This is a genomic window from Microvirga terrestris, assembly GCF_015694425.1.
In the GTDB taxonomy this organism is placed as follows: Bacteria; Pseudomonadota; Alphaproteobacteria; order Rhizobiales; family Beijerinckiaceae; genus Microvirga; species Microvirga terrestris.
Genome location: NZ_JADQDN010000010.1, coordinates 54,755 through 77,580 on the forward strand (window position 1 = coordinate 54,755; position 22,826 = coordinate 77,580).

Annotated in this window: 17 protein-coding genes; 7 read left to right on the top strand and 10 right to left on the bottom strand. The window is 64.2% G+C overall.

The genetic code is table 11. The annotated features are described in order from the left end of the window. Positions 1 to 28: 28 nt before the first annotated feature. A complete protein-coding gene (locus I2H36_RS16740; RefSeq protein WP_196265040.1) occupies positions 29 to 1,024 on the top strand; it encodes a KpsF/GutQ family sugar-phosphate isomerase in 996 nt (331 codons plus the stop codon). Here I2H36_RS16740 and I2H36_RS16745 read toward each other — a convergent pair whose 3' ends face one another. From I2H36_RS16745 to I2H36_RS16765, 5 genes are all read right to left on the bottom strand, one after another. After that, positions 1,025 to 1,474 carry an NfeD family protein gene (locus I2H36_RS16745; RefSeq protein WP_196265041.1) on the bottom strand — a complete coding sequence of 150 codons (450 nt, stop codon included), beginning with the start codon at positions 1,472 to 1,474 and terminating at the stop codon, positions 1,025 to 1,027. It lies immediately after the preceding gene. After that, entirely contained in the window at positions 1,471 to 2,457 is a 987-nt protein-coding gene (locus I2H36_RS16750; RefSeq protein WP_196265042.1) for an SPFH domain-containing protein, read from the bottom strand. The genes I2H36_RS16745 and I2H36_RS16750 overlap by 4 nt, the downstream gene beginning before the upstream one ends. A 59-nt stretch (positions 2,458 to 2,516) precedes the next feature. Next, positions 2,517 to 3,578 (bottom strand): ferrochelatase, encoded by a 1,062-nt coding sequence (hemH, locus tag I2H36_RS16755; protein ID WP_196265043.1) that lies wholly within the window; start codon positions 3,576 to 3,578, stop codon positions 2,517 to 2,519. Between the two features lie 146 nt (positions 3,579 to 3,724). Next, a complete protein-coding gene (locus I2H36_RS20195; protein ID WP_246718870.1) occupies positions 3,725 to 5,932 on the bottom strand; it encodes a sensor histidine kinase in 2,208 nt (735 codons plus the stop codon). 233 nt (positions 5,933 to 6,165) lie between these two features. Beyond that, positions 6,166 to 7,677, bottom strand: a complete 1,512-nt coding sequence (locus I2H36_RS16765; RefSeq protein ID WP_246718871.1) for a bifunctional metallophosphatase/5'-nucleotidase — start codon at positions 7,675 to 7,677, stop codon at positions 6,166 to 6,168. A 195-nt stretch (positions 7,678 to 7,872) separates the two neighbouring features. Here I2H36_RS16765 and ung point away from each other — a divergent pair, with 195 nt between their 5' ends. Continuing rightward, positions 7,873 to 8,580, top strand: a complete 708-nt coding sequence (gene ung / locus I2H36_RS16770) for a uracil-DNA glycosylase (RefSeq protein ID WP_196265044.1) — start codon at positions 7,873 to 7,875, stop codon at positions 8,578 to 8,580. A gap of 102 nt (positions 8,581 to 8,682) precedes the next feature. Next, positions 8,683 to 9,888 (top strand): amino acid aminotransferase, encoded by a 1,206-nt coding sequence (locus tag I2H36_RS16775; protein ID WP_246718872.1) that lies wholly within the window; start codon positions 8,683 to 8,685, stop codon positions 9,886 to 9,888. Between the two features lie 162 nt (positions 9,889 to 10,050). On the opposite strand, the gene I2H36_RS16780 is transcribed toward I2H36_RS16775, so the two are convergent. After that, entirely contained in the window at positions 10,051 to 13,551 is a 3,501-nt protein-coding gene (locus tag I2H36_RS16780) for an indolepyruvate ferredoxin oxidoreductase family protein (protein WP_196265045.1), read from the bottom strand. Between the two features lie 198 nt (positions 13,552 to 13,749). Here I2H36_RS16780 and I2H36_RS16785 point away from each other — a divergent pair, with 198 nt between their 5' ends. Then, positions 13,750 to 14,391, top strand: coding sequence for a DUF1007 family protein (locus I2H36_RS16785; protein WP_196265046.1), 642 nt, complete (start codon positions 13,750 to 13,752; stop codon positions 14,389 to 14,391). Next, positions 14,382 to 15,398: a nickel/cobalt transporter gene (locus tag I2H36_RS16790; protein WP_196265047.1), complete on the top strand. Its 1,017-nt coding sequence runs from the start codon at positions 14,382 to 14,384 to the stop codon at positions 15,396 to 15,398. The genes I2H36_RS16785 and I2H36_RS16790 overlap by 10 nt, the downstream gene beginning before the upstream one ends. Here the strand turns inward: I2H36_RS16790 and I2H36_RS16795 are convergent. Further along, positions 15,395 to 16,993, bottom strand: coding sequence for a gamma-glutamyltransferase family protein (locus tag I2H36_RS16795; RefSeq protein WP_196265048.1), 1,599 nt, complete (start codon positions 16,991 to 16,993; stop codon positions 15,395 to 15,397). The two genes, I2H36_RS16790 and I2H36_RS16795, sit on opposite strands and share 4 nt — an antisense overlap. Before the next feature lie 156 nt (positions 16,994 to 17,149). On the opposite strand from I2H36_RS16795, the gene I2H36_RS16800 reads away from it, so the two are divergent. Beyond that, positions 17,150 to 17,338, top strand: coding sequence for a hypothetical protein (locus I2H36_RS16800; protein ID WP_196265085.1), 189 nt, complete (start codon positions 17,150 to 17,152; stop codon positions 17,336 to 17,338). Positions 17,339 to 17,340: 2 nt separating this feature from the next. On the opposite strand, the gene I2H36_RS16805 is transcribed toward I2H36_RS16800, so the two are convergent. The 3 genes from I2H36_RS16805 to I2H36_RS16815 form a co-directional block, all read right to left on the bottom strand. Next, positions 17,341 to 17,703 carry a DUF1850 domain-containing protein gene (locus tag I2H36_RS16805; RefSeq protein WP_196265049.1) on the bottom strand — a complete coding sequence of 121 codons (363 nt, stop codon included), beginning with the start codon at positions 17,701 to 17,703 and terminating at the stop codon, positions 17,341 to 17,343. Continuing rightward, a complete protein-coding gene (locus tag I2H36_RS16810) occupies positions 17,703 to 19,994 on the bottom strand; it encodes a TRAP transporter permease (RefSeq protein ID WP_196265050.1) in 2,292 nt (763 codons plus the stop codon). The genes I2H36_RS16805 and I2H36_RS16810 overlap by 1 nt, the downstream gene beginning before the upstream one ends. An 87-nt stretch (positions 19,995 to 20,081) precedes the next feature. Then, the gene (locus I2H36_RS16815) at positions 20,082 to 21,050 is read right to left on the bottom strand and encodes a TAXI family TRAP transporter solute-binding subunit (protein ID WP_425523317.1); all 969 of its coding nucleotides are present in this window, start codon (positions 21,048 to 21,050) and stop codon (positions 20,082 to 20,084) included. A 156-nt stretch (positions 21,051 to 21,206) separates the two neighbouring features. Here I2H36_RS16815 and I2H36_RS16820 point away from each other — a divergent pair, with 156 nt between their 5' ends. Then, the gene (locus tag I2H36_RS16820; RefSeq protein WP_196265087.1) at positions 21,207 to 22,784 is read left to right on the top strand and encodes an OpgD/OpgG family glucan biosynthesis protein; all 1,578 of its coding nucleotides are present in this window, start codon (positions 21,207 to 21,209) and stop codon (positions 22,782 to 22,784) included. Positions 22,785 to 22,826: the final 42 nt, after the last annotated feature.

Consider the following 22,826-nt stretch of genomic DNA (forward strand, 5'->3'; position numbering starts at 1 on the left):
GCCGCCCGCCTATGCTAAAGGGGCGGCCATGGCACTTGCAAAATCCGCGCCCGACTCGTCCGATCCGGCCGTCCAGTCTGCCTTGCGCACGCTTGAGACCGAACGGGACGGCCTGACGATCCTGATGGACGCCATCGGCAACGGCCTCGGGCATCCCTTCACGGCCGCGGTCGAGACGATTGCTGCTGCCAAGGGCCGGGTCATCGTCACCGGCATGGGCAAATCCGGCCATGTGGGCCGCAAGATGACCGCCACCTTCGCGTCCACCGGCACCCCTGCCCATTACGTTCATCCGGCGGAGGCGAGCCACGGCGACCTGGGCATGATCCAGACCGACGACGTGATCATCGCCCTGTCCTGGTCGGGCGAGACGGCGGAGCTTGCGGATCTGATCGGCTATGCGAAACGCTTCCGTGTTCCGCTCATCGCCATTACATCGAATGCCGCCTCAACCCTTGGCAGCCAGGCGAATATATGCCTTGCCCTGCCGAAGGCTAAGGAGGCCTGCCCGAACGGCCTCGCTCCCACAACATCTACCACAATGCAGCTTGCTCTCGGGGATGCCTTGGCCGTTGCACTTCTAGAACGGCGTGGCTTCACCGCCGAGCATTTCCGCGTATTCCATCCAGGCGGCAAGCTTGGCGCTACGCTCAAGCATGTCGGTGATATCATGCATACTGGTGACCGACTGCCCATCGTGACAGTCGGCACATCCATGGCTGATGCGCTCGTGGTCCAAAGCGACAAAAGCTTCGGTTGTGTGATCGTGGTAGAAACGGGAGGTGATCTCGTCGGCATCGTGACCGATGGAGACGTGCGCCGCCATATGAGCGGCGATCTGCTCCACCGCCGCGTCGAGGAGGTGATGACCGCGTCGCCAATCACGGTCACCCCAGACACACTCTTGGGCGAGGCTCTTGAGATCATCGAATCTCGCAAGCGTGGTGCCCTGATTGTCGCCGAGGGGCGTAGGCCCATTGGCCTTGTGCACGTGCTCGACCTACTGCGCGCTGGCGCAGCGTAATCAGGGATCATCAACGACGAGCGTCGAGCCCTCGATCCGTACCACGCGCACCTTGGCGCCGGCAAAGCGGTCGGCGCCCGTCACGCGCCAGGAGCTGTCATCGACACGGATGCGACCCTCCCCGTCCTTGATGGGCGTTTCAAGAGTAAAGACCCGGCCCACAAGGGACTGACCGCGCCGGTTGAGCGTCTCGGCCTGGGGCTCGTCCTGTGTTTTGGAGCGGGTGACGGCCCGCCCGAGGATCACCGCCGCCACGCAGAGCAATGCGAAGAGCAGCGCTGCGGCCTGCCAGGAGAGGTCCAGCACCGCATCGATCAACCCCGTGGCAATGGCCGCCAAGCCGAGCCAGAGGAAGAACGCTCCGGGCGCCAGCAGTTCGACCCCAACCAGGATGACCCCGAGAATGATCCAGGCCCAGGCTCCGAGGCTGATGAACGCGTCTTGGATCATGAGCGTTCATTGCCTCCCGTCACCTTGGGGACAGTGCGGGAGGGCTTGTTGAGGCCTGCCCCTCCCTCCCCGAAGACCGATTTGGTGAGTTCTGCGATGCCGCCGAGCGTTCCGGCAAGCCCCGCCGCCTCGATGGGAACGATCACGACCTTCTGGTTGGGGGCCGATGCAAGGGCGCGGATGGCATCGATGTATTTCTCAGCCACGATGAAATTGGCTGCGGCGAGATCGCCCTTGGTGATGGCCTCGCTCACCATGCCGGTCGCTTTCGCCTCGGCCTCCGCCTGCCGCTCGCGGGCCTCGGCATCGCGGAACGCTGCTTCCTTGCGGCCCTCGGCCGCCAGGATCTGCGACTGCTTCTGGCCCTCAGCGCGCAGTATCTCCGCCTGGCGCAGGCCTTCGGCCTCGAGCACCGCGGCGCGCTTCTCGCGCTCAGCCTTCATCTGACGCGCCATGGCGCCGGCAAGATCCTGCGGCGGGAGGATGTCCTTGATCTCGACGCGGGTGACTTTGGCGCCCCAGGGTGAGGCGGCGGCATCCATGACCCGCAGCAGGCGCTCGTTGATCTCGTCACGATGGGAGAGCAACTGGTCGAGGTCCATGGAGCCGACGACCGTGCGGATGTTGGTCATCGTCAGAACCAGCAGGGCCTGGTTCATGTCCGACACTTCGTAGGAGGCGCGGGCGGGGTCGAGGATCTGATAGAAGGCGGCGGCATCGATGGTGACGCCTGCATTGTCCCGGGTGAAGGCCTCCTGGCTCGGAATGTCGAGCACCTGCTCCATGACATTCACCTTTTTGCCGATCTGGTCGATATACGGCACGATCAACCCGAGACCTGGGGTGAGCGTGCGCGAATAGCGTCCGAACCGCTCCACCGTATAGGCATAGCCCTGCGGGACCGTCCGGATGCCCATGGCGATCGTCACGATGACGACCAGCACCAGAACGATGACGAAGATGTCGAAACCACCCACCAGCATGAGTCCCCCGGGCAACGTCGTTGCAGAGGGCTCACGCTAGCGCAAAGAGGCTTGGAGTCCTAGAGCCAGCCTTGAAGCTCGCGCTCCACGATGTGGTTGATGACCCTCATGCCGTCGTCGCTGTCGTTCAGGCAGGGCAGATAGGCGAATTGCTCGCCGCCGTTATGCATGAAGATCTCGCGGTTCTCGACGTCGAGCTCCTCCAGGGTCTCCAGGCAGTCCGCCGAGAAACCGGGCGCCACAATGGCCATGCGCTTCACGCCGCTTTTCGCGAGCGCCTCCACGGTCTTGTCGGTGTAGGGCTGCAGCCATTCGTCCGGACCGAACCGGGACTGGAAGCTCATGCGGAACTTGTCCGGCGCCCAGCCGAAAGTCTCACGCATCAGGCGCCAGGTCTTCACGCATTGGCAGTGATAGGGATCGCCTTTGAGTAGGTATTCCTTCGGCACGCCGTGGAAGGAGACGAGGATCACCTCCGGCTCGAAGGGGAGTTTCGCCAATTCCTTCTTCATCGAGGAGACCAGGGAGTCGATATAGACCGGATCGTCATGGTAGGGCGGCGAGACGCGCACACTCGGCTGCCAGCGCATGTCCATCAGAGCGCGGAAAGCCTGATCGCAGGCTGTGGCCGATGTGGCGGCGGCATATTGCGGGTAGAGCGGAACGAGAAGGATGCGGTCGCAGCCCTGATCGAGCAGCGCCTGGATGCGTTCGCGGACCTCGGGCTTGCCGTATCGCATGGCCCATTCGACGGTGATCCTGTCGCCCGCGATGCTCTTCAGATGCTGCGTGACCTTCTCCGCCTGATTGCGCGTGATGGTCTTGAGCGGGCCCTCGTCACGCTCGTTGTTCCAGATGGACGCGTAATCGCGGCCCTTGGGCCCGGGGCGTTTGGTCAGGATGATCAGGTTGAGGATCGGCCACCACAGGAGGCGCGGGGTCTCGATCACGCGCCGATCGGAGAGGAACTCCTTCAGGTAGCGGCGCATGGGCCAGTAGCTCGTGCCTTCGGGGGTGCCTAGGTTCATCAGAAGCACGCCGATCCGACCGGTCCTCGCGGGCGGATGGTCCACCGGGCGGACGCCCTGGCGCAGATCTTTCAGATTGACGGTCTCGTTCATAAGAAAAGCCCCTTGGCGGCGGGTTTCGTCCCGAACTCCACTCCCGATGCCGCCTAGATAAGAGGTTCAGGCCAATCCGCCAACCGAAACCGCCATCACATTGGCGCGCTCGGCCGCAAGCCGCGTTTGCAGGAAACGGGCGCCCCTCAGAGGGACGGACCCTTGTTGGGTTCTTGCCTGAGAACGGTATCGAGAGCCACCTTGAGGCCTTCTGGTCGGAAATCCATGTCTACCTTGGCATTCAGTTGCGTCGCCAGCACCCGGTGCAGCAGGCGCGAACCGAAGCCCTGCCTGGTCGGTGCCGAAACCTCGGGTCCTCCGCTTTCCTCCCAGACCAGCTTGAGCCTCGTGCCCTCGTCAGCTGCTTCCGCCTCCCAGGAAACGGACACCTTGCCGCGGGACGCCGACAAGGCACCGTACTTGGCGGCATTGGTGGTCAGCTCGTGGATCGCCATGCCGATCGGCACCGCAGCATCCGAGGGCAACTCGACCGCAGGCCCGTTCAGGGTGATCCGCTGACCTCTCATATCGTTATAGGGGCGCAGCTCCTTCTCCATGATGTCGCGCAGGGACGCGGTTTGCCAGACGGCCTCGGTCAGCAGGGAATGGGTGTTGGCGAGCGAGATAATGCGCCCCACGAAGGCCTGGTAGAAATCGTCGATGTTCAGGGCTGAGCGCGCAGTCGCGCCCACCACGGCCTGAACGGTGGCCAGGGTGTTCTTGACCCGATGATGAAGTTCGCGGATCAGCAGGGATTGCTGGGTCTGGGCCTGCTTGCGCTCATCGATCTCGTTCTGGGCATTGCGGTACAGGCGGCTGTTCTCGAGAGCGATGGCGGCCTGGGACGTCAGGCCTGCGAGGAGGCGCTCGGACCGCGCATTGAACATTCCTGACCGTTCATGGCCAAAAACCAGAACGCCGTGGGTCCCACCGTTGCGCAGCTGGATGGGAACCGCCATGAGGCTGCGGATCACCGGGCGGTCCGGCGTGGCATCCGCCGTGAACGGCGTGCCGTCATAACCCTGCTCGACGGGGATGTTGTTCAGACGGACCGTATTGCCTTCCGTGAACGCTGGCGCACAGATGGCCCAGACGTCGAGGGCTGCGAAGGCCTCATCGAACCCCTGGGAGGAGAACTTGCCATAATGCGCCTTCCCGCCCTGAGCGGTCCCGTAGAAGAAGGCTCCTGCCTGCGCCTCGGTCAACTCGACGCCGGCATCGACGACACTTTCGATGATGCTGTCCAAGTCGAGTTCCGCCGCAAGGACGCTGCCCGTCCGGTTGAGAACCTCCAAGGCTGCGGTCTCGGTGCGCAGCTCACTGGTGCGAAGGGAAACCTGCCTTTCCAGGAGAGCGGCATTTGCCGCCTGCTCATGGAACTGCTGCGAGGCAAGAGTGGTGAGAGCCAGAAGGGCCAAAAGAGCCACAAGGGCGAAGGCGCCATAGAGCCGGGTCTGGACGAACCAGGGCCTCCAATAGGCATCCTGCGGCATGCTGACATTGATGTAGAGCGGCATCGCACCAACCTGCCGGTAGGCTCCCACACGCTCGCGGCCCATGCTGATGAAGGAATAGAGGCCGGCCTGGGAGGTGGTCCGCAAAGCCGCGTCGAAAGCGGACTTGTCGATGGGCGCGAACGACAGCCCGTCGGACGGGGGTGGATATTGGGCGATGACCTCCGCGTCCGAGCCGCGCATGAGCACCACCCGGCTGCCCCGGGGCAACCGCAGCTTGGACCAGTAATCGTAGAAGTAAGAGAGGTTTACGGTAACCGATGCAATGCCCCCGAATGCGCCATCGCTGCCTTGCAGGCGGCGGCTGATCATGAAGGTCGGAGCCTTCGTGACACGCCCGAGGATCGGCTCGCCCACGAATAGGCCCTGATCCCTGTTTACTTGCGCGGTGAAGGCATCGCGCCCCGAGACGTTCGATTCCGGGGCCGGAAACTGAGCGGATGTCAGGCGCAGACGACCGCTGGGATCGTTGAGCCAGACATCGTCGATATAAGGCAGCGCTTCCTCGACCGCTTGGATCTGTTGCCAGAGGGGCTGCGATGCTTCGACCTGATCCCAGCTCTGCCCCTGCATCAACGCCCTGGCCTGCTTCAAGGTCAGATCCGTGACCTCCAGGAGCCTTTCGGTGTGATCGGCCAGGAAAAAGGCCGCGTTCCGGAGATCGTCCTCATTGCGCTGGATGAGGCGGTTGCGCTGCTCCCAGGCGATATAGCCGAATGTCAGAAGAATGAAGGCAACGCCGAACAGGCCCATGCCGAGGGTCAGCCGGCCGCGCGCAAGGGAACGCCGGCGGCGCTTCTGCGACAGGTTGGCCGATTCTGAGGGCGAGTGAAACTGCAAGAGAAAGCCGCTTTGATACCTGAGATTCAGCGTTGCGTGCGCAGGATGGCACACCAACCATCATTGATGGAGAGGGAATTTACGTCCCGACATCCCGTTGACCAGGGGAGTGCGACGTATCTTGCCTTAGGCAGAAGCGGGATGCGCCCGGACGTCGCGCCGGCTTCGCCCGCACATGAAAAACGCCGGGATCCATGCAGATCCCGGCGCCCAGATGAAAAAGTCCTTCTGGATCAGCGCAGGACGACGCGGCCCTCGACCTTCGGGGCCACCTTGCCGGCCTTCGCCACGTAGTCGATCACCTGGCTCGCCATCAGCTGGCTGGCAGAAACGTCGATGAGCGACTTGGCGCCGATGAACGAGCGATAGCCGTCGCCGCCACGGCCCACGAAATCGTTGGTGGCAAGCTTGTAGGTCCTGGCGGGATCGAGCGGCTGGCCGTTGATCTTGACCGACTTCACGCGGCTGCCAACCGGTTCCTTCACGTCGACCTCGGCCACGATGCCGGAGACCTGCGGGAAGCGGCCGCCGAGTTCGCGCACCTGGCTGACGCCGTTCTCAAGCGCATCCTTGATCTGCGCGCCGGTGACTTCGAGCAGCACGGTGGTGTTGCCGAAAGGCATTTCCGAGAGGATGTCGCGGCGGGTCAGCTTCTGGCCGGCCTGGTATTGCTTGTCGGCCCGGATGCCGCCCCCATTGGTAAGCGCCGCATCGGCGCCCACGGCAGCCTTGAGCGCATCGGCGATCAGGTTGCCCATGGCGGCCTCGCCGCCGCGCACGGTGGCGCGGCGGCTGTCGAGAGCCGTCTCCGTCACGCCGATCTCCACATCGAGCTCCTTGGAGAGCTTGTCCTCATAGCCCTTCACTACGGCCTCGATATCGGGATCGGGCTTGACGGCCGCGCTGTCGACAATGCGGAAGTTCGGTGTCCAGGTGACGGTGGTCTTGCCGTCCTTTGTGGCTTTCGTGACCGCCAGTTCCGTGACCACGACGTAGTTTGCCTGAGACTCCGACTCCGTCAGGGTGACCTTGCCATCGTAGAAGGCGAGCAGGTGCTCGTCGTGACCGCCAATGATCACGTCAACGCCAGCGGAGCGGGCGATGATCATGTCCACCTCCAAGGGCGTGTGCGCAATCGCAACCACGATGTCGGCACCCTTCTCGCGCAGCTCCTTGGACTTCGCGCGGGCGGTGTCGATGGTGGAGGAGAACTTGATGGTGCCCGGGCTCGACGCAATCGGCGTGTCCTCGGTGGTAAGGCCGAAGAAGCCGATCTTCACACCCTGCACCTCGACCGTCTTGTCGGGCTTGGTGTTGGCCGGCAGGCCGTTGCCGTCGACGATGTTGGTGGCCAGCACGTCGAACTTGGCCTCGGCCATGCGGGCGCGGAAGGCTGCGTCGCCGAGATCGAACTCGTGGTTGCCCGGCGCCATCGCATCGACGCCCATGCGGTTCAGGATATCGATGACGTGGGCGCCCTTGTCGAAGCCTGACAGGAGCGAGGGGGAGATCGTGTCACCCGCATGGATGAAAAAGGCATTGCCCTTGGCCTTCTCCTCCTTGATCACCGTCGCCAGACGGGCGAAACCGCCGCGGCCCTTCTCGGCGCTCATGCGATCGATATCGTTGGTCTGGACGAAGCGGATCGTCACGGCCTCCTGCGCCAGGGCCGTGCCCGACAGCAGCAGGGATAGTCCAAGAAAGCCGGCGCGCAGGGCGGCGGAGGGGCGGCTCTGAAGCATCATGCAAGGTCCTCGTAGCAGGTTGGATCCAACGGTTGAGGCGTGGAACCTAGACCGGCAACGTGTCACATTAGTAACATCCTGTCGACATTCTCACCGCTCCAATCGGCGGCATTCCTGATGTCTTTTTCATCGGCTTCCACCGAATCCCTTAGCCGGCGCACGAACAAGGCTTGCGCCATGCCGAAAGGTTGCCTCATGACCGGCCCCATCAGCCAAGCTCTCGCCGCGTTCCGTGCCAAACCCAGGACCGGCGGGTGGCTCAGGCTGCCTTTCTTCCAGGATGGGAGCGCCGAGGCCGTGGCGGCCAAGGTCGATGCGGTGATCGCCTCGGGAGCCCTGGTGCTGCCCCCGCCGGAGGCCGTGTTCACCAGCATCAGCCTGACGCCCCTGGAGAAGGTCAAGGTTGTCATCCTCGGCCAGGACCCCTACCCGAGCCCGGGCGATTCCCACGGGCTTGCCTTCTCCTATCGTGGGTCGCGGCGGTTGCCCGCCTCCCTACGCACGATCCTGCGCGAGATGGCCGAGGATCTGGACGCGCCGATGCCGACTACAGGCGACCTCTCGAAATGGGCCAGGCAGGGCGTGCTGCTCATCAACACGGCCCTGACGGTCGAGGCCGGCAAATCGGGAGCCCACATGAAATTCGGCTGGTCGGCCCTCGTCGACCAGGCCATTACCGCCATCTCGCAGCAGCAGCCTGCCGTCGTGTTCCAGCTCTGGGGCGGCCCTGCCCGCAAGCGCGCGGCGCTCGTGGACCGGACGAAGCACCTCGTGATCGAGGCTGGGCACCCTTCACCACTCAACCGACTCAACGACTTCCGTGGGACGAAGCCTTTCAGCCGTGCCAATGCTTGGCTCGTAGAGAAAGGGCTCGAGCCGATTGATTGGCGACTAGATACCTGAGAACCGACGAAGCACCTTGCCGAGGGGCCTTCTCAGAGGCTAGGTCTCGCGGCACCGACGATGCGTCGCAGGCAGGCTGCCGCGACAGGCTTGGAGATCAGCATGACGGAATCCCTGTTCGGACAGGTCGAAGCCTTCGCGGGCGACCCGATCCTTTCGCTCAACGACAGTTTCAAGACCGATCCGCGCCCCGAGAAGGTGAATCTCAGCATCGGCGTCTACACCGACGAGCAAGGACGCCTTCCGGTGCTGGACTCGGTTCGGGCCGCCTATGAGCGCAACGGCTTCGCGGAGCGGCCTTATCTCCCGATGGAGGGCCATCCGGCCTACCGCGAGGGCGTGCAGAAGCTGATCTTCGGCGCGGCTCATCCGGCTCTCACTGAGAAGCGGATTGCAACGATCCAGACCATCGGCGGCACGGGCGCGGTGGGTATCGCGGCCGATTTCCTTGCCAAGCACTGCCCCGGCCGGACGGTTCTGGTCAGCGACCCGACCTGGGACAACCATCACGGCCTGTTCCAGCGTGCCGGCTTCAAGACGACGACCTATTCCTATTGGAACCGAGCCAATCGGTCAGTCGACTTCGACGGCATGGTGAAGGCGCTGGAAGCCGCGGAGCCCGGCTCCATCGTGGTGATCCAGCCCGTCTGCCACAACCCCACCGGCGTCGACCTCGACGAGCGGCAGCAGGCGAGTGTGACCGACGTGCTGGTTGCCAAGGGCCATATCGTGGTGTTCGACATGGCCTATCAGGGCTTCGGCACCGGCCTCGATGAGGACGCCGCCTTCGTGCGCCGCTATGCGGAGCGCGCCAGTTGCCTCGTCGCTAACTCCTTCTCCAAAAACTTCTCGCTCTATGGCGAGCGCTGCGGGGGCCTGAGCATCGTCTGCCGCGACAGCGACGAGTCCGAGCGCGTGCTCGGGCAGCTCAAGCTCGCCGTGCGCCGCAGCTATTCGAGCCCGCCGATGACCGCCGGGCTGCTTGTCGCCACGGTGCTTGGCAATGACGATCTACGCGCCCAATGGACCCGGGAGGTCGAGACCATGCGCACCCGCATGGTTTCCATGCGCAAGCTTCTCGCGGAGCAGATCCGTTCGCTGTCGAACGAGATCGATGTCGGCTTCCTCACGAACCAGCGCGGCATGTTCAGCTACACTGGGCTGAACGAGCAGCAGGTCACCACCCTCCGCGAGCGGGACGGGGTCTATCTCGTGGGCTCTGGCCGAATGTGCGTAGCCGGCCTCAACGAGGCGAACGTGCCCAAGGTCGCGAAGAGCTTCGTGGAAGTCAGTCAGGCGCGGGCTTGAGACCCACATTCATAGCATCGTCATCCCGGGGCTGCGCAGCAGAACCCGGGATCGTTGGACGAGAATGCCTCCCCTTCACCGCTCCCCGAGGGATAGGGAGTATAATGCCACATCCTGCATTCGATCCTGGATCGCCTGCGGCATCCGGGATGACGCTTTAGATTACTCCGCCGCAATCGGCATCGGCTGCGGGTCCGCGCGGAACTTGGCCAGGAGATCGGCTTCTTCCGCCTTGGCGGCTTTCAAGTTCCGTTCCTTGATGTGGCCGAAGCCGCGGATTTTCTGCGGGATGCCAGCAAGCCCGATGGCTGTTGCATGGTTCCCGGCATTCAGCTTCGCCACGATCTCCTCGATCCGCTCCTCGAATTCGCGGACAAGTTGGCGCTCGGTGCGGCGCTCGTGAGTGTAGCCGAACACGTCGAGCGGGGTGCCGCGCAAGACCTTGAACTTCGCCAGAACGCCCATGGCTTTCAGCATCCACGGCCCGAAGCTCATCTTGCGCGGCAGGCCGGTGACCGGATCCTTCCTGGCAAGCACAGGCGGCGCCATGTGGAACTCGTAACGCAGGTTCTCGCCCTCAAAAGCTGATGCCACCTGTTTCTCGAAATGACCGTTCGTGTAGAGACGGGCCACCTCGTACTCGTCCTTGTAGGCCATCAGCTTGAACAGCGAGCGCGCCACCGCGTCGGTGAGCGCGGTCGAGCCCGAAACAGCCTTGTCCTCCGCTGCGCGCACGCGCTCGACCAAGGTGCTGTAACGCCGAGCATAACGCCGGCTCTGATAGCCGGACAGGAAACCGACGCGACGCTCGATCACCTCGTCGAGGGTCTCAGAGAGCTTGCGCGATTCCGTCGGAGCCTTCATCTCGCTGATGACCGAAGCGATAAGCTCCGGCTCGGCCGCCGCACGGCGGCCCCAGGCGAAGGCGGAAAGGTTCATCTTCACCGCTTCGCCGTTGAGTTCGATGGCCTTCTCGATGGCAGCGCCCGAGAGCGGAACGCGGCCGGTCTGGTAGGCGTAGCCCAGCATGAACATGTTGGCCGCAATGGCATTGCCGAGAAGCGCCGTGGCAATTACCGTCGCATCCACAAAGGATACGCCCTCGGCACCCGCCGCCGCCTTGATCGCACGCTTCAGGCGCTCTGTCGGCAGGGAGAAATCGGCGTTGCGGGTGAACTCGCCCGGCATCACCTCGGCGGTGTTGACCACGAGCGCGGTCTGACCCTCCTTCACGGCGGCCAGCACCTTCTTGGTGCCGGTCACCACGAGATCGCAGCCGAGCACGAGATGCGCGGATTCCGCGCTCACGCGGATGGCGTGAATGTCGTCCTGATTGTTGGCGAGGCGCACATGGCTGTAGACCGCGCCGCCCTTCTGGGCGAGGCCGGCCATGTCTATCATGCCGAGGCCCTTGCCTTCCAGATGCGCCGCCATGCCGAGGATCGCCCCGATGGTCACGACGCCGGTGCCGCCGACACCTGTCACGATGACGTTGAAGGTGCGGTCGATGGCGGGGATCACCGGATCGGATAGCGACTTGAAGGCCATTCCCTCCGTCGAGACGGTCTCCGGCACCGCCTTCTTCACCTTGGCGCCATGCACCGTCACGAAGGACGGGCAGAAGCCGTTGACGCAGGAGAAGTCCTTGTTGCAGTTCGACTGATCGATCTGGCGCTTGCGGCCGAACTCGGTCTCCACCGGCTGCACGGCCACGCAGTTGGACTGCACCGAGCAGTCGCCACAAGCCTCGCAGACGAGATCGTTGATGATGACGCGCTTGTTCGGATCCGGAAACTCGCCACGCTTGCGGCGGCGGCGCTTCTCCGACGCGCAGGTCTGGTCGTAGATCATCACCGACACGCCAGGCACTTCCGCGAGCTGGCGCTGCACGGCCTCCAACTCGCTGCGATGGTGGATCGTCATGCCGGCCGGCCAGCGGATCTCCTTCAGATACTTGTGCGGCTCGTCAGTCACAAGCGCGATGCGCTCGACGCCTTCCTCGCGCACCTGGCGGGCGATCATGTCGACGGTAAGTCCGCCCTCATGCTTCTGCCCGCCCGTCATGGCGACTGCGTCGTTGAAGAGGATCTTGTAGGTGACGTTGGTCTTCGTGTGGATCGACCAGCGCAGCGCCAGCACGCCCGAATGGTTGTAGGTGCCGTCGCCAAGGTTCTGGAACACGTGGCCGCGCTTGGAGAACGGCGACTCGCCGATCCAGTTCGCGCCCTCGCCGCCCATCTGGGTGAAGCCCTCGGTGGAGCGGTCCATCCACTGCACCATGTAGTGGCAGCCGATGCCCGCATAGGCGCGCACGCCCTCGGGCACCTTCGTGGACGAGTTGTGCGGACAGCCGGCGCAGAAATGCGGCGTGCGGGTTGCCACGTCGCCCGTGGTCGCCAGCACGTCCTGCGCATGGCGAAGCCGCGCCACACGGCCGCGCAGGTCGTCGTTGTTGTGGTAGGCGAGCAGGCGCTCGCCGATGGCAATGGCGATGTCGTTGGGATCGAGCGCGCCCTTCACAGGGAAGAGCCAGCGACCCTCTTCGTCCTTCTTGCCGATGCAGACGGGCTGGTTGGCCGTGCCGTAGAGCTCCTCGCGCAGCTGCACCTCGATCAGCGAGCGCTTCTCCTCGACCACGATCACCTTGTCGAGACCGCGCGCGAAGTCCACCAGCTCGCGCTGTGACAACGGCCATGGGCAGGCAACCTTGTAGAGACGCAGGCCCATGTCGTTGGCCTTCACTTCGTCGAGGCCGAGCTCGTCGAGCGCCTGGCGCACGTCGAGATAGGACTTACCGACGGTGATGATGCCGATCTTGGGGTTGCGTCCGCCGGAGAGGACGATGCGGTTGAGGTTGTTGGCGCGCACGAACGCCAGCATGGCGTCGCGTTTGAAGTCCTGAAGCCGCGCCTCCTGATCGAGCACGCCGTCGCGGTTGCGGATGTTGAGGCCGCCTGGGGGCATCGTGAAATCGTCAGGGATGATGATCTTCACGCGGTCAAGCGATGCATCGACGGAGGATGTCGATTCGATGTTGTCCTTGACGCATTTGAAGGCGACCCAAGTGCCGGAAAAGCGGCTCATGGCATAGCCGTAAAGGCCGTAATCGAGAATCTCCTGAACGCCCGCCGGATTCAGGATTGGCATCATCACGTCGACGAAGTGGAACTCGGACTGGTGCGCGACGGTGGAGGATTCGGCCGTGTGGTCGTCGCCCATAAGAGCGAGAACGCCGCCATGCGTCGAGGAGCCAGCCATATTGGCGTGACGAAACACGTCGCCGGAGCGGTCGACGCCCGGACCCTTGCCGTACCAGAGGCCGAACACGCCGTCATACTTGCCTTCGCCGCGAACCTCTGCCTGCTGCGCCCCCCAGATGGCGGTGGCGGCGAGTTCCTCATTGAGGCCGGGCTGGAAGACGATGTTCGACTGGTCCAGCCACTTGCGGGCCCGCCACAGGTTCTGGTCGAGGCCACCGATCGGGGAGCCGCGATAGCCGGATACGAGGCCGGCCGTGTTCAGGCCCGCCAGACGGTCGCGCTCGCGCTGCATCAGCAGCATGCGGATGACGGCCTGCGTCCCGGTGATGAAGACGTTATCCTTGGACAGATCGAACTTGTCGTCGAGCGTCACCTGACGAAGCGCACCAGAACCTTCGGCCATGATCCGTTTTCCCTCCTGGGGCTTGGCCCCGCTGCCGGTGATCCGGTCTTGTTGTATGGAATATGTCAGTAATGCTGACATATATGCCGGAGCCCGTCAATCAAGCGCCTTTGTTTCGCCTCTGTTAACCATACAACGATCATATCGCCTCTCATGACCGGCTCTTGCCGGAAGCGTCGCTGTTCCAGGGTCACCATTATGACACGCCATCTCGGCCTGATATCCGCCTTGGCTGCCTTAAATTTCGGCTTGTCCTCGCCTGCCCTCGCGCACCCCCATGTATGGGTCACGGCCAAGGCCGAGATCGTCTTCGCGGCTGACGGGCGGGTGACAGGCGTTCGGCATCACTGGACCTTCGATGAAGCCTACACGGCTTATGTCACGCAAGGCCTCGACAAGAACGGCGACGGCAAGCTGACGCCGGAGGAGTTGCAGGAACTGGCCAGCGAGAACGCCGCCTCCCTCAACGAGTTCGATTACTTCACGGTGCTCAAAGCCCGGGGGAAGCCCCAGACCTTCGACGTGCCCCGGGAGGCCCGGATGGCCATGGAGAAGAGTCAGGTTTCCATGTCGTTCCTTCTTCCCCTCAAGGCCCCGGTGGCGCCTTCGGGCGCTGTGTCCGTAGAGATCGAGGACCCGACCTTCTTCGTCTATTTCAGCCTGACGGAAGGCCAGGCCGCCATTTCGCTGGCTAATGCGCCCCAGGGCTGCGTGACCAGCATCGCCAAGGCCAAGCCGCTGGATTCCACCATGCAGCAGATCCTCCAGGACGAGGGCGCCATCCAGCGGCAGGATATCGGCATCGAATATGCCAACAGGGCCATCATCGCATGTCCCTAACGGCCGACGCTCCCGCCCTTCCAAGCGATGGCCGGGCGCCACTGTGGCGGCGGCTCGGCATCATGCTCATCGCCATCGCCGTCGTGGCCGCCGTGATGGGGCTGATCGGCCTATGGCTTGGGCCTGTCGGCAAGCCTCCGCCGCGCAATCCATTCGGTATGGGCCTGCGCGAAGCAACGCCGTCTGGGAGTATCGGCGCCTGGATTCTGTCCGTTCAATCCGACTTCTACGCGAGCCTGAGAGGCAGCGTGCGTGAGCTGAAGGAAAGCGGCGCGGCCTTCTTCCCGCTTCTCCTCGTCGGTTTTGCCTATGGCATCTTTCATGCCGCCGGTCCGGGACACGGCAAAGGCGTGATCTCGGCCTATCTGGTGGCCGATGAAAAGGCGCTCCGCAAGGGCTTTCTCTTGAGCCTGGCAGCAGCCCTCGTGCAGGCGCTGGTCGCCATCGCCATCGTGTCCCTCGTCAGCCTCGTGCTGCGCGCCACCGCATCCACCATGAACAAGCTTGCCATGAACGTTGAAGTGGCGAGCTTCATCGCGGTCGCCCTCCTCGGCGGCGTCATCACGTGGCGCAAGGCCGGCAAGGTTCTGGGCATCATGGCGCTGGCCCGCAACCCATATGCCCCCGTTCAGGAGGATTGCGACCACGTTCATATGCCGCCGCCTGACGAGCTCAGCCGCCTCACGCGCTGGCGCGACATGGCGGGCGTGGCGATTGCTGCCGGTATCCGCCCCTGCGCGGGCGCCCTCATCGTCCTGGTATTCGCCCTGTCACAGGGCCTGTTTGCAGCCGGTGTCGCAGCCACCTTCGCCATGGCGCTCGGCACCGCGCTCACCACCAGCGCCATCGCGGCGCTCGCGGTCTTCTTCAAGGCCATGGCCCTCAAGCTTGCGGGCGGGCGCGGCGCATCCGGCGCCATTGCCATTGCAGGTCTCGAGCTTCTCGCCGCCGCCTTCGTACTGGTCCTGGGCGCGAGCCTCCTCTACGGCCTTTGGGCAGCCGGCTAAAGCCCGAGCGATCCGCCATCCGAGCGCGGATCGTGCACCGCCTCGACCCGTCCGTTGCGCGGGTGCTTCACCAGCATGCCGGCATGGCCAAAACGTCCGGAATAGGCCTCGTCCATCTCCTCGATTCGATGGCCGAGCCGTGACAGGCCGCGGATCAGGCCGGGATCGAAATGGCTCTCCACCTTCAGCACGGCCTCACGCTCGCGGGGTTTCGCATCGAGCAGCCAGCGAGGTGCCTCCACCGCATCCGCCAGCCCCATGCCGGCCTCTGCGTAGCGTGAAAAGATCTGGCTGAGGAATTGCGGTTGGGTTTCGCCGCCCATCGCCCCGAAGGACAAAACGCGCCCGTCGTCGAACACCGCCATGGCCGGATTAAGGGAATGGAGCGGCCGATGGCCGGGCTCGAGCCGGTTGCGGCTCGCAGGATCGAGCGAGAAGGCCGTGCCGCGATTGTGCCAGAGGACGCCCGTCGCCGGCAGCAGGCAACCGGAGCCATAGGCCCAGAACACGGACTGGATGTAGGACACGGCAAGCCCGTTTCGGTCGATGGCCCCCATCCAGATCGTGTCCCCGTCGATGGAACGCGGCAGGGGATAGGGGGCAGCCCGCTTCATGTCGATGAGGGCAGCCTCCTTGTCCAGCGCCTGGGGCGTCAGGAAGGAGGCCGGGTCGTGGACGAGGTTGCGCGGGTCCGCGACCACCCGGTCGCGGATGGAAAAGGCGCGCTTCGTGGCCTCGATGAGCGCGTGATGATGTTCCGGCGTCTCAGCCCGGAGCCCCTTGAGACGCTCGACCATGCCGAGGATCAGCAGGGTGGCCAGTCCCTGGCTCGGCGGCGGCAGGTTGTAGATTGTGGAACCCCTCAGCCGCAGGCTGAGGGGTTCCACGACACGGGCGCGATAGGTCTCGAGATCCTTGCGGGTGATCGGGCTGCCGATCCTTTCCAGGTCGAGGGCGATCTCCCGCCCCACATCGCCCCGATAGAAATCGGCCAAGCCCGCATGGGCGAGTCGCTCCAGGGTGTCGGCAAGGCGCGGTGTGCGCCTCTGCGTGCCCTCCGGTGCTCTCTTGCCCTCAACCAGGAAAGCCTCGGCAAAACCTGGAACCTCATAGAGGGCGGCTTCCTCGCCGGTCACGAACCGCTCCTCGGAGCGCGAAACCGGATATCCGTCGCGGGCATGGCGGATGGCGTCCCCCAGCAGCAGATCGAGCGGCAGCTGCCCGCCGAGTGACCGGGACAGTTCGAGCGCAAGGCCCCAACCGCTGACGGCACCGGCCACGGTCAATGCCGCATCCGGCCCGCGCGGCGGGATGGCGTCGTAGCCATTCTCCCGGTAGCGCTTGATCGTCGCGAGCGAGCCGGCGGGCCCGGAGGCGTCAAGGGCGTGGATGCGCCCCTTCGGCTCGCGCACGAGCCAGAACCCGTCACCGCCGATGCCGTTCATGTGCGGATAGACCACCGCGACAGTGGCGGCCATGGCCACCATGGCCTCCACGGCATTGCCGCCGGCAGCCAGGATGGTCTGGCCTGTTTCGGCCGCAAGGGTGTGGGGAGCCGCCACGGCGGCTGTCGAGAAGACGGGGGTTTCGGGCATGGGCTCTTGAATGTGGGGCGCGACAGAATGAGATTCGGGCAGAGCTTGCACCGGAGGGGCGGTTTAGGGTAGTCCCATCGGCAAGAAACGGAGTTAAACGAAGTGGCTCAGGCGAAAAGCACCAACTGGCGCAACGTGATCACCGTGGTCAGCATCATGATCCTGGTGGGTGCGGAAGTCTTCGGCGTGGCGATCGCCGCCGGCTGGGCCATCGCGGGCCTGTTCGAGCTCGGCGACTATGTGGGCTATGCCCTCATGGGCGTGTTCAGCGTGTTTGCCCTCTACATCCTCGTGAACCTCTGGCGCCGCTGCGTGGCGGTAGAGCCCCTGGCCAGCCGCGCATAAGGCTAGTCGCAGACCTTCATCACGATGGGATCGGCTTCGGCCGGCACATAGGCGTCCATCGGCCAGCATTGACCCGAGACGCAAATACGCCAATCCGCCGTGGCTCCCGAGCGACGCATGACCACCTGAGCTTGAGGCGGCAAATTCGGCTTCCAGGACCAGGCGCCATGGGCGAGCTTGGCTTCCGGCGGCGGTTCCATGCCGGCGCCTGAGCCGCGCACCCGCGCCTCGACGAGTTCGAGGCCTGCCGGGGTGCTGCGCCAGTCCTCCTCCCAGACGATTTTTTCGACCGAGTGCGTCCAGGCCAGGGTAATCGCGCCCGCGAGGAGCGGCGTGACCTTAGAGCCGGCGAGCAGGCAGATCATCAACCGATGACCGGCGTGGGGACCTTGCGGGATTGCCAGATGTGGAAGCCGATGAAAAGCGCCGACAGGACGAAGCCGATCTCATCGGTCAGCGGGATCGCCGCTACGAGGAAGCCGGCCGCTAAGGCGGTCCAGATCCGCTCCCACCACGCCAGAGGCTTCAGGAAGTAGCCAACGGAAGCAACGCCCCAGAGCACCATGGCGAGCGAGGCCTTTACCACGATGTAGACCACAGCAAGCCAATAGCCCACTCCCTCCAGACCCGGCACCGGCTGCAGCATCAGGGTGGGGTCATAGACGGCCATGTAGGGGATGACAAAGCCTGGTAGCGCGATCTTCATCGCCTGAATGCCAATCTTGAGGCCAGATTCCTTCGCCATCGGCGCCGCCGCGAAAGCTGCCAGCGCAACCGGCGGCGTCAGGTCCGCCATAATGCCGAAATAGAACACGAACATGTGCGAAACGATGAGCGGCACATCGAGCTGCAGCAGGATGGGGGCGGCGAGCGATGAGGTGATGATGTAGTTCGGGATCGTTGGAATGCCCATGCCGAGGATCAGGCTGAAGATCATCGTGAGCACGAGCGCCGCAAAGATGTTCTCCTTGCCGATGGAGATCATCCAGGTACCTACGATGGTGCCGAGGCCTGTCAGCGTCATGGTGCCGATCACGATGCCGACGATCGCACAGGCGAGGCCGACGGGCAGCGCCTGGCGCGCGCCGTCCGCCATGGCGTCGACGCAGGCCTGCAAGGTCGTGCGCCCGCGGCCTGTGAACGCATTCCACAGGGAGAGCGCCGCCACCACCAGCACAACGAGCGTCACGGTCGAGGCGAGCGAATAGGCGGCCACCAGCGCCAAGCCGATCCAGAACGCGATGCGCAGGGCCGGCGTGCCGAAGCCCGCCACGATAGCGGTGCCGAGGATCAGCGCCACCGTAAGGGACAGGCCGACCGCACCCGCGAAGAGCGGGGTGTAACCGGCAAAGAGCAGGTAGACCAGGACACCGAGCGGCGCGAGAAGAAACCACTTCTTCTTCATCTCGGTCCAGGCATTCGGCAGCTCGGATTTCGGCAGGCCCCTCAGGTTGTTCTTGCCGGCCTCCAGATGCACTGCGAGGTAGCAGGCCGCGAAATAGAGGATGGCCGGAATGATCGCCGCTTCGACGATCTTCGAATACGGCACGTCGATGGTCTCGGCCATGATGAAGGCGACGGCACCCATGACCGGCGGCATGATCTGGCCGCCCATGGACGAGGTCGCCTCAACGCCGCCGGCGAAGGCGGCCTTGAAGCCGAAACGCTTCATGAGCGGGATCGTAAACTGGCCCGAGGCCACGACATTGGCGACGCCCGAGCCCGAGACAGTGCCCATGAGCGCCGACGACGCCACGCAGACCTTGCCGGGGCCGCCCTGCTTGTCGCCGAACACCGCCATCGAGATGTCGTTGAAGAAGTCGATGACGCCGGCCTTTTCCATGAAGGCGCCGAACAGGATAAACAGGAAGATGTAGGTGGCCGACACCAGCGTCGGCGTGCCGTAGATGCCTTCGGTTCCGAACGACATGTGCTCGATCACCTGCTCGAGCGAATAGCCGCGATGATCGAGAGGAGCCGGCAGGTAGTTGCCGAGCAGGCAGTAGGACAGGAACAGACCCGCCACGATGGGAAGGGCGGGACCCATCACGCGCCAGACGAGATAGATCAGGATGGCGAGCGCCGCGATACCGACGACGAGGTCGGCCGTGGTGGGATCGCCGGCGCGAACCACCAGCTCCTCATAATTCGCCCAATGATAGAGCCCCACCAGGAAGCTGGCTAAGCCGATGATCCATCCGACGGCGCACAGGGACGATGAGCCGGCGCGGTGATTGGCGATCATCGCTCCAGCCACAAGGCACAGGAAGCCCACATGAAGGGTGCGCACCACCTGGCTCGGCATGCTGCCGCCGAACCAGAGCACCAGCCCGAACGCCACGGCAATGGCAACCCAGGCCATGGCGCCGTCAACGATGCTGCGTCGGCGCACCGCGAGCCCGATCAGCCATGCGGCCCAGGCCACCATCGTGACGGCGAAAAGATGCGTGAGGCTCAAGCCTGCGATGAACGGTTGATCGAGGGGAATGCCGAAGGAGGTGATGATCTGGAACGTGGAGAAGGAGACGGCGATCCAGAGGAGAAGCCTGCCAAGGAAGCCTTCCCCAAAGCTCTCCGGCAGGCCGTGCTCTGGGTTCACGGCCTCGGACGGCGCTTCCATCTGGGCGAGTTCGGAAGTGTTGACGCCCTGGCTCATCTGCGGCTCCTCACGGATCGTTCTTCTTGTCACGAAAAAGCCGGAGCAGTTCACCTGCCCCGGCTTGATTGTCAATGAAAGCGCAGGTTACGAGCCCTGCTTCTTCACGCCCTTCTCGTCGAAGTAGCGCTGCGCGCCCGGATGCATAGGGACCGGCATGCCCGAAAGTGCACTCTCCAGCTTGATGTCCTTGGCGGCAGCGTGAGCGGCTGCCAGATCCGGCAGGCTCTCGTAGATCGCCTTGGTCATCTGGTACACCGTCTCGTCCTTCACGCCGGAATGGGTGACGAGGTAGTTCACGACCGCAGCCGTCTGCACGGGAGCCGTCTGGCCGCCATAGGTGTTCGCCGGGATCGTGGCCTTGATGTAGGGCGTGCCGACCTTGTCGACGACGCTTGCGGGAATTTCCACCACGACGATCGGCACTGAGGTCGCGAGATCGCGGATAGAGGAGACGCCGAGGCCGGCCGATTGCAGGGTCGCATCGAGCTGGCGGTTCTTCATGAGTTCGACGGACTCGCCGAACGGCAGATACTCGACCTTGCCGAGATCCTTGTAGGAGAGGCCTGCGCCCTGAAGGATCGCCCGGGCGTTGAGCTCGGTGCCGGACTTCGGCGCGCCGACGGAGAGTCGCTTTCCTTTAAGATCCGCGAGCGACTTGATGCCGGATTCCTGCGTGGCGACGATCTGGATGTAGTTGGGATAGATCGCCGTCATGCCGCGCAGCTTGTCGAGCTTGCCCTTGAAGCCAGCCTCCTCGTCGCCGGCCCAGCCCATGGCGAGGCTGTCGCCAAGGGTGAAGCCGATCTCGCCCTTGCCCTGCTGCAGGAGGGTCAGGTTCTCGACGGACGCCTTGGTGGCCTGGACCGACGGGCGGGAGCCCTGCACCTTGTCGGTGAAGACCTTGGAGAGCGCAACGCCCAGCGGGTAGTATACGCCGGAGGTGCCGCCGGTCAGGACGTTGATGAAGTCCTGGGCCTGGGCCGGGATGCTGGCTCCGGCCAGCGCAATGGCGGCCGCAGCGCCGATGAGGCGGCGCATGATTGTTCGATGCATAGCGTACTCCCTAATTTACAGCACGGTCGTCGCCGTGCCTGTGTGTGGGGCTACTTTGACCGCTGACGAAGAATTCTCAAGAGGCTAAGAGGGACTTAATCCTGCCACCTTGGTCGGTAGGGGTGCGTCCCTTCACAAAAATCCATGCGCTCATCCATGATCAATCGCCGCCAGTTCCTCCAGACCGCAACCGCCACGGCCGCCCTGGCCGCTCAGGGCTTTTCCGCCCCCGCCCTGGCGCAGCAGGGCCTGAAGATGGGAGCTCCTTCCCCCTTCTCGTTCGAGGAGTTGAAGAAGCGGGCCCAGGACATGGCGCGCTCGCCCTACGTGGCGCCGCCCAGCCCCTCGCCGGAGGTGCTTTACCAGATTGACTACGATGCCCACGGCAAGATCCGGTTCAAGACCGATTTGGCGCTCTGGGCCAACGGCCCCAGCGAGTTCCCGGTCACCTTCTTCCATATGGGCCGATTCTTCCAGAAGCCGGTGCGCATGCATGTGATCGAGGGCGGTCAGGCCCGCGAGATCATCTACGACAGCGACTATTTCGACATGCCGGCGGACTCGCCCGGCCGTAAGTTACCCGACAATTCCGGCTTCGCCGGCTTCCGCTTCCAGGAGGCCCGCACGGGCAAGCTCGACTGGAGGAAGAACGATTGGGTGGCCTTCCTCGGCGCCTCCTATTTCCGGGCCATCGGCGAACTCTATCAGTACGGCCTCTCGGCCCGCGGCGTGGCGGTGGACGTGGCGGTGTTCGGGAAAAACGAGGAGTTCCCCGATTTCACCCATGTCTATTTCGAGACGCCGCAGCCGGGCGCGAACACGGTCACTGTCTATGCGCTCCTCGACGGCCCGAGCGTGGCCGGCGCCTACCGCTTTGTCATGCAGCGAGCCGCGGCCGTGATCATGGACATCGACAGCGCGGTCTACATGCGTCAGGACGTGAGCCGCTTAGGGCTAGCCCCCCTCACCTCGATGTACTGGTACTCGGAGAAGGCCAAGACCACCGCGGTCGACTGGCGCCCGGAGATCCACGACTCGGATGGGCTTGCCCTGTGGACCGGCACCGGCGAGCGCATCTGGCGCCCCCTCAACAACCCGCCCCGCATCATCACCTCGGCCTTTGCCGACGAGAACCCGAAAGGCTTCGGCCTGCTCCAGCGCGACCGGAACTTCGACCATTACCTCGACGGCGTCTATTACGATCGCCGCCCCTCCCTCTGGATCGAGCCACAGGGCACCTGGGGCCGGGGCTCCATCCAGCTCGTCGAGATCCCGACCGACGACGAGATCCACGACAACATCGTGGCCATGTGGGTGCCGGCGGAGCCAGTTCGGGCCGGTCAGGCCCTCGAGCTGCGCTATCGCATGCACTGGTCGGCGGAGGAGCCCTACCCGACGCCGCTCGCCCGGGTGATCGCCACCCGCTTCGGCAATGGTGGGCAGGCCGGCACCAACCGTCCCAAGGGCGTGCGCAAATTCATGGTGGAGTTCATCGGCCAGCCCCTGACCCGGCTGCCAAGCGGCGTGATCCCCAGGCCCGTGCTCTCCGCCTCCCGCGGCGAGTTCACGAACATCCTGACCGAGGCGGTGCCCAACAACGTGCCGGGCCATTGGCGCACCCAGTTCGACCTGACCGTGACGGGAATGGAGCCTGTGGAGATGCGCTGCTACCTGCGCAACGAGAACGAGGTCCTGAGCGAAACCTGGCTCTACCAGTACCACCCGGCATTCTGACATTAACCCTTCAAAACCATGTTGTTGAAGGGGGCGTACAGA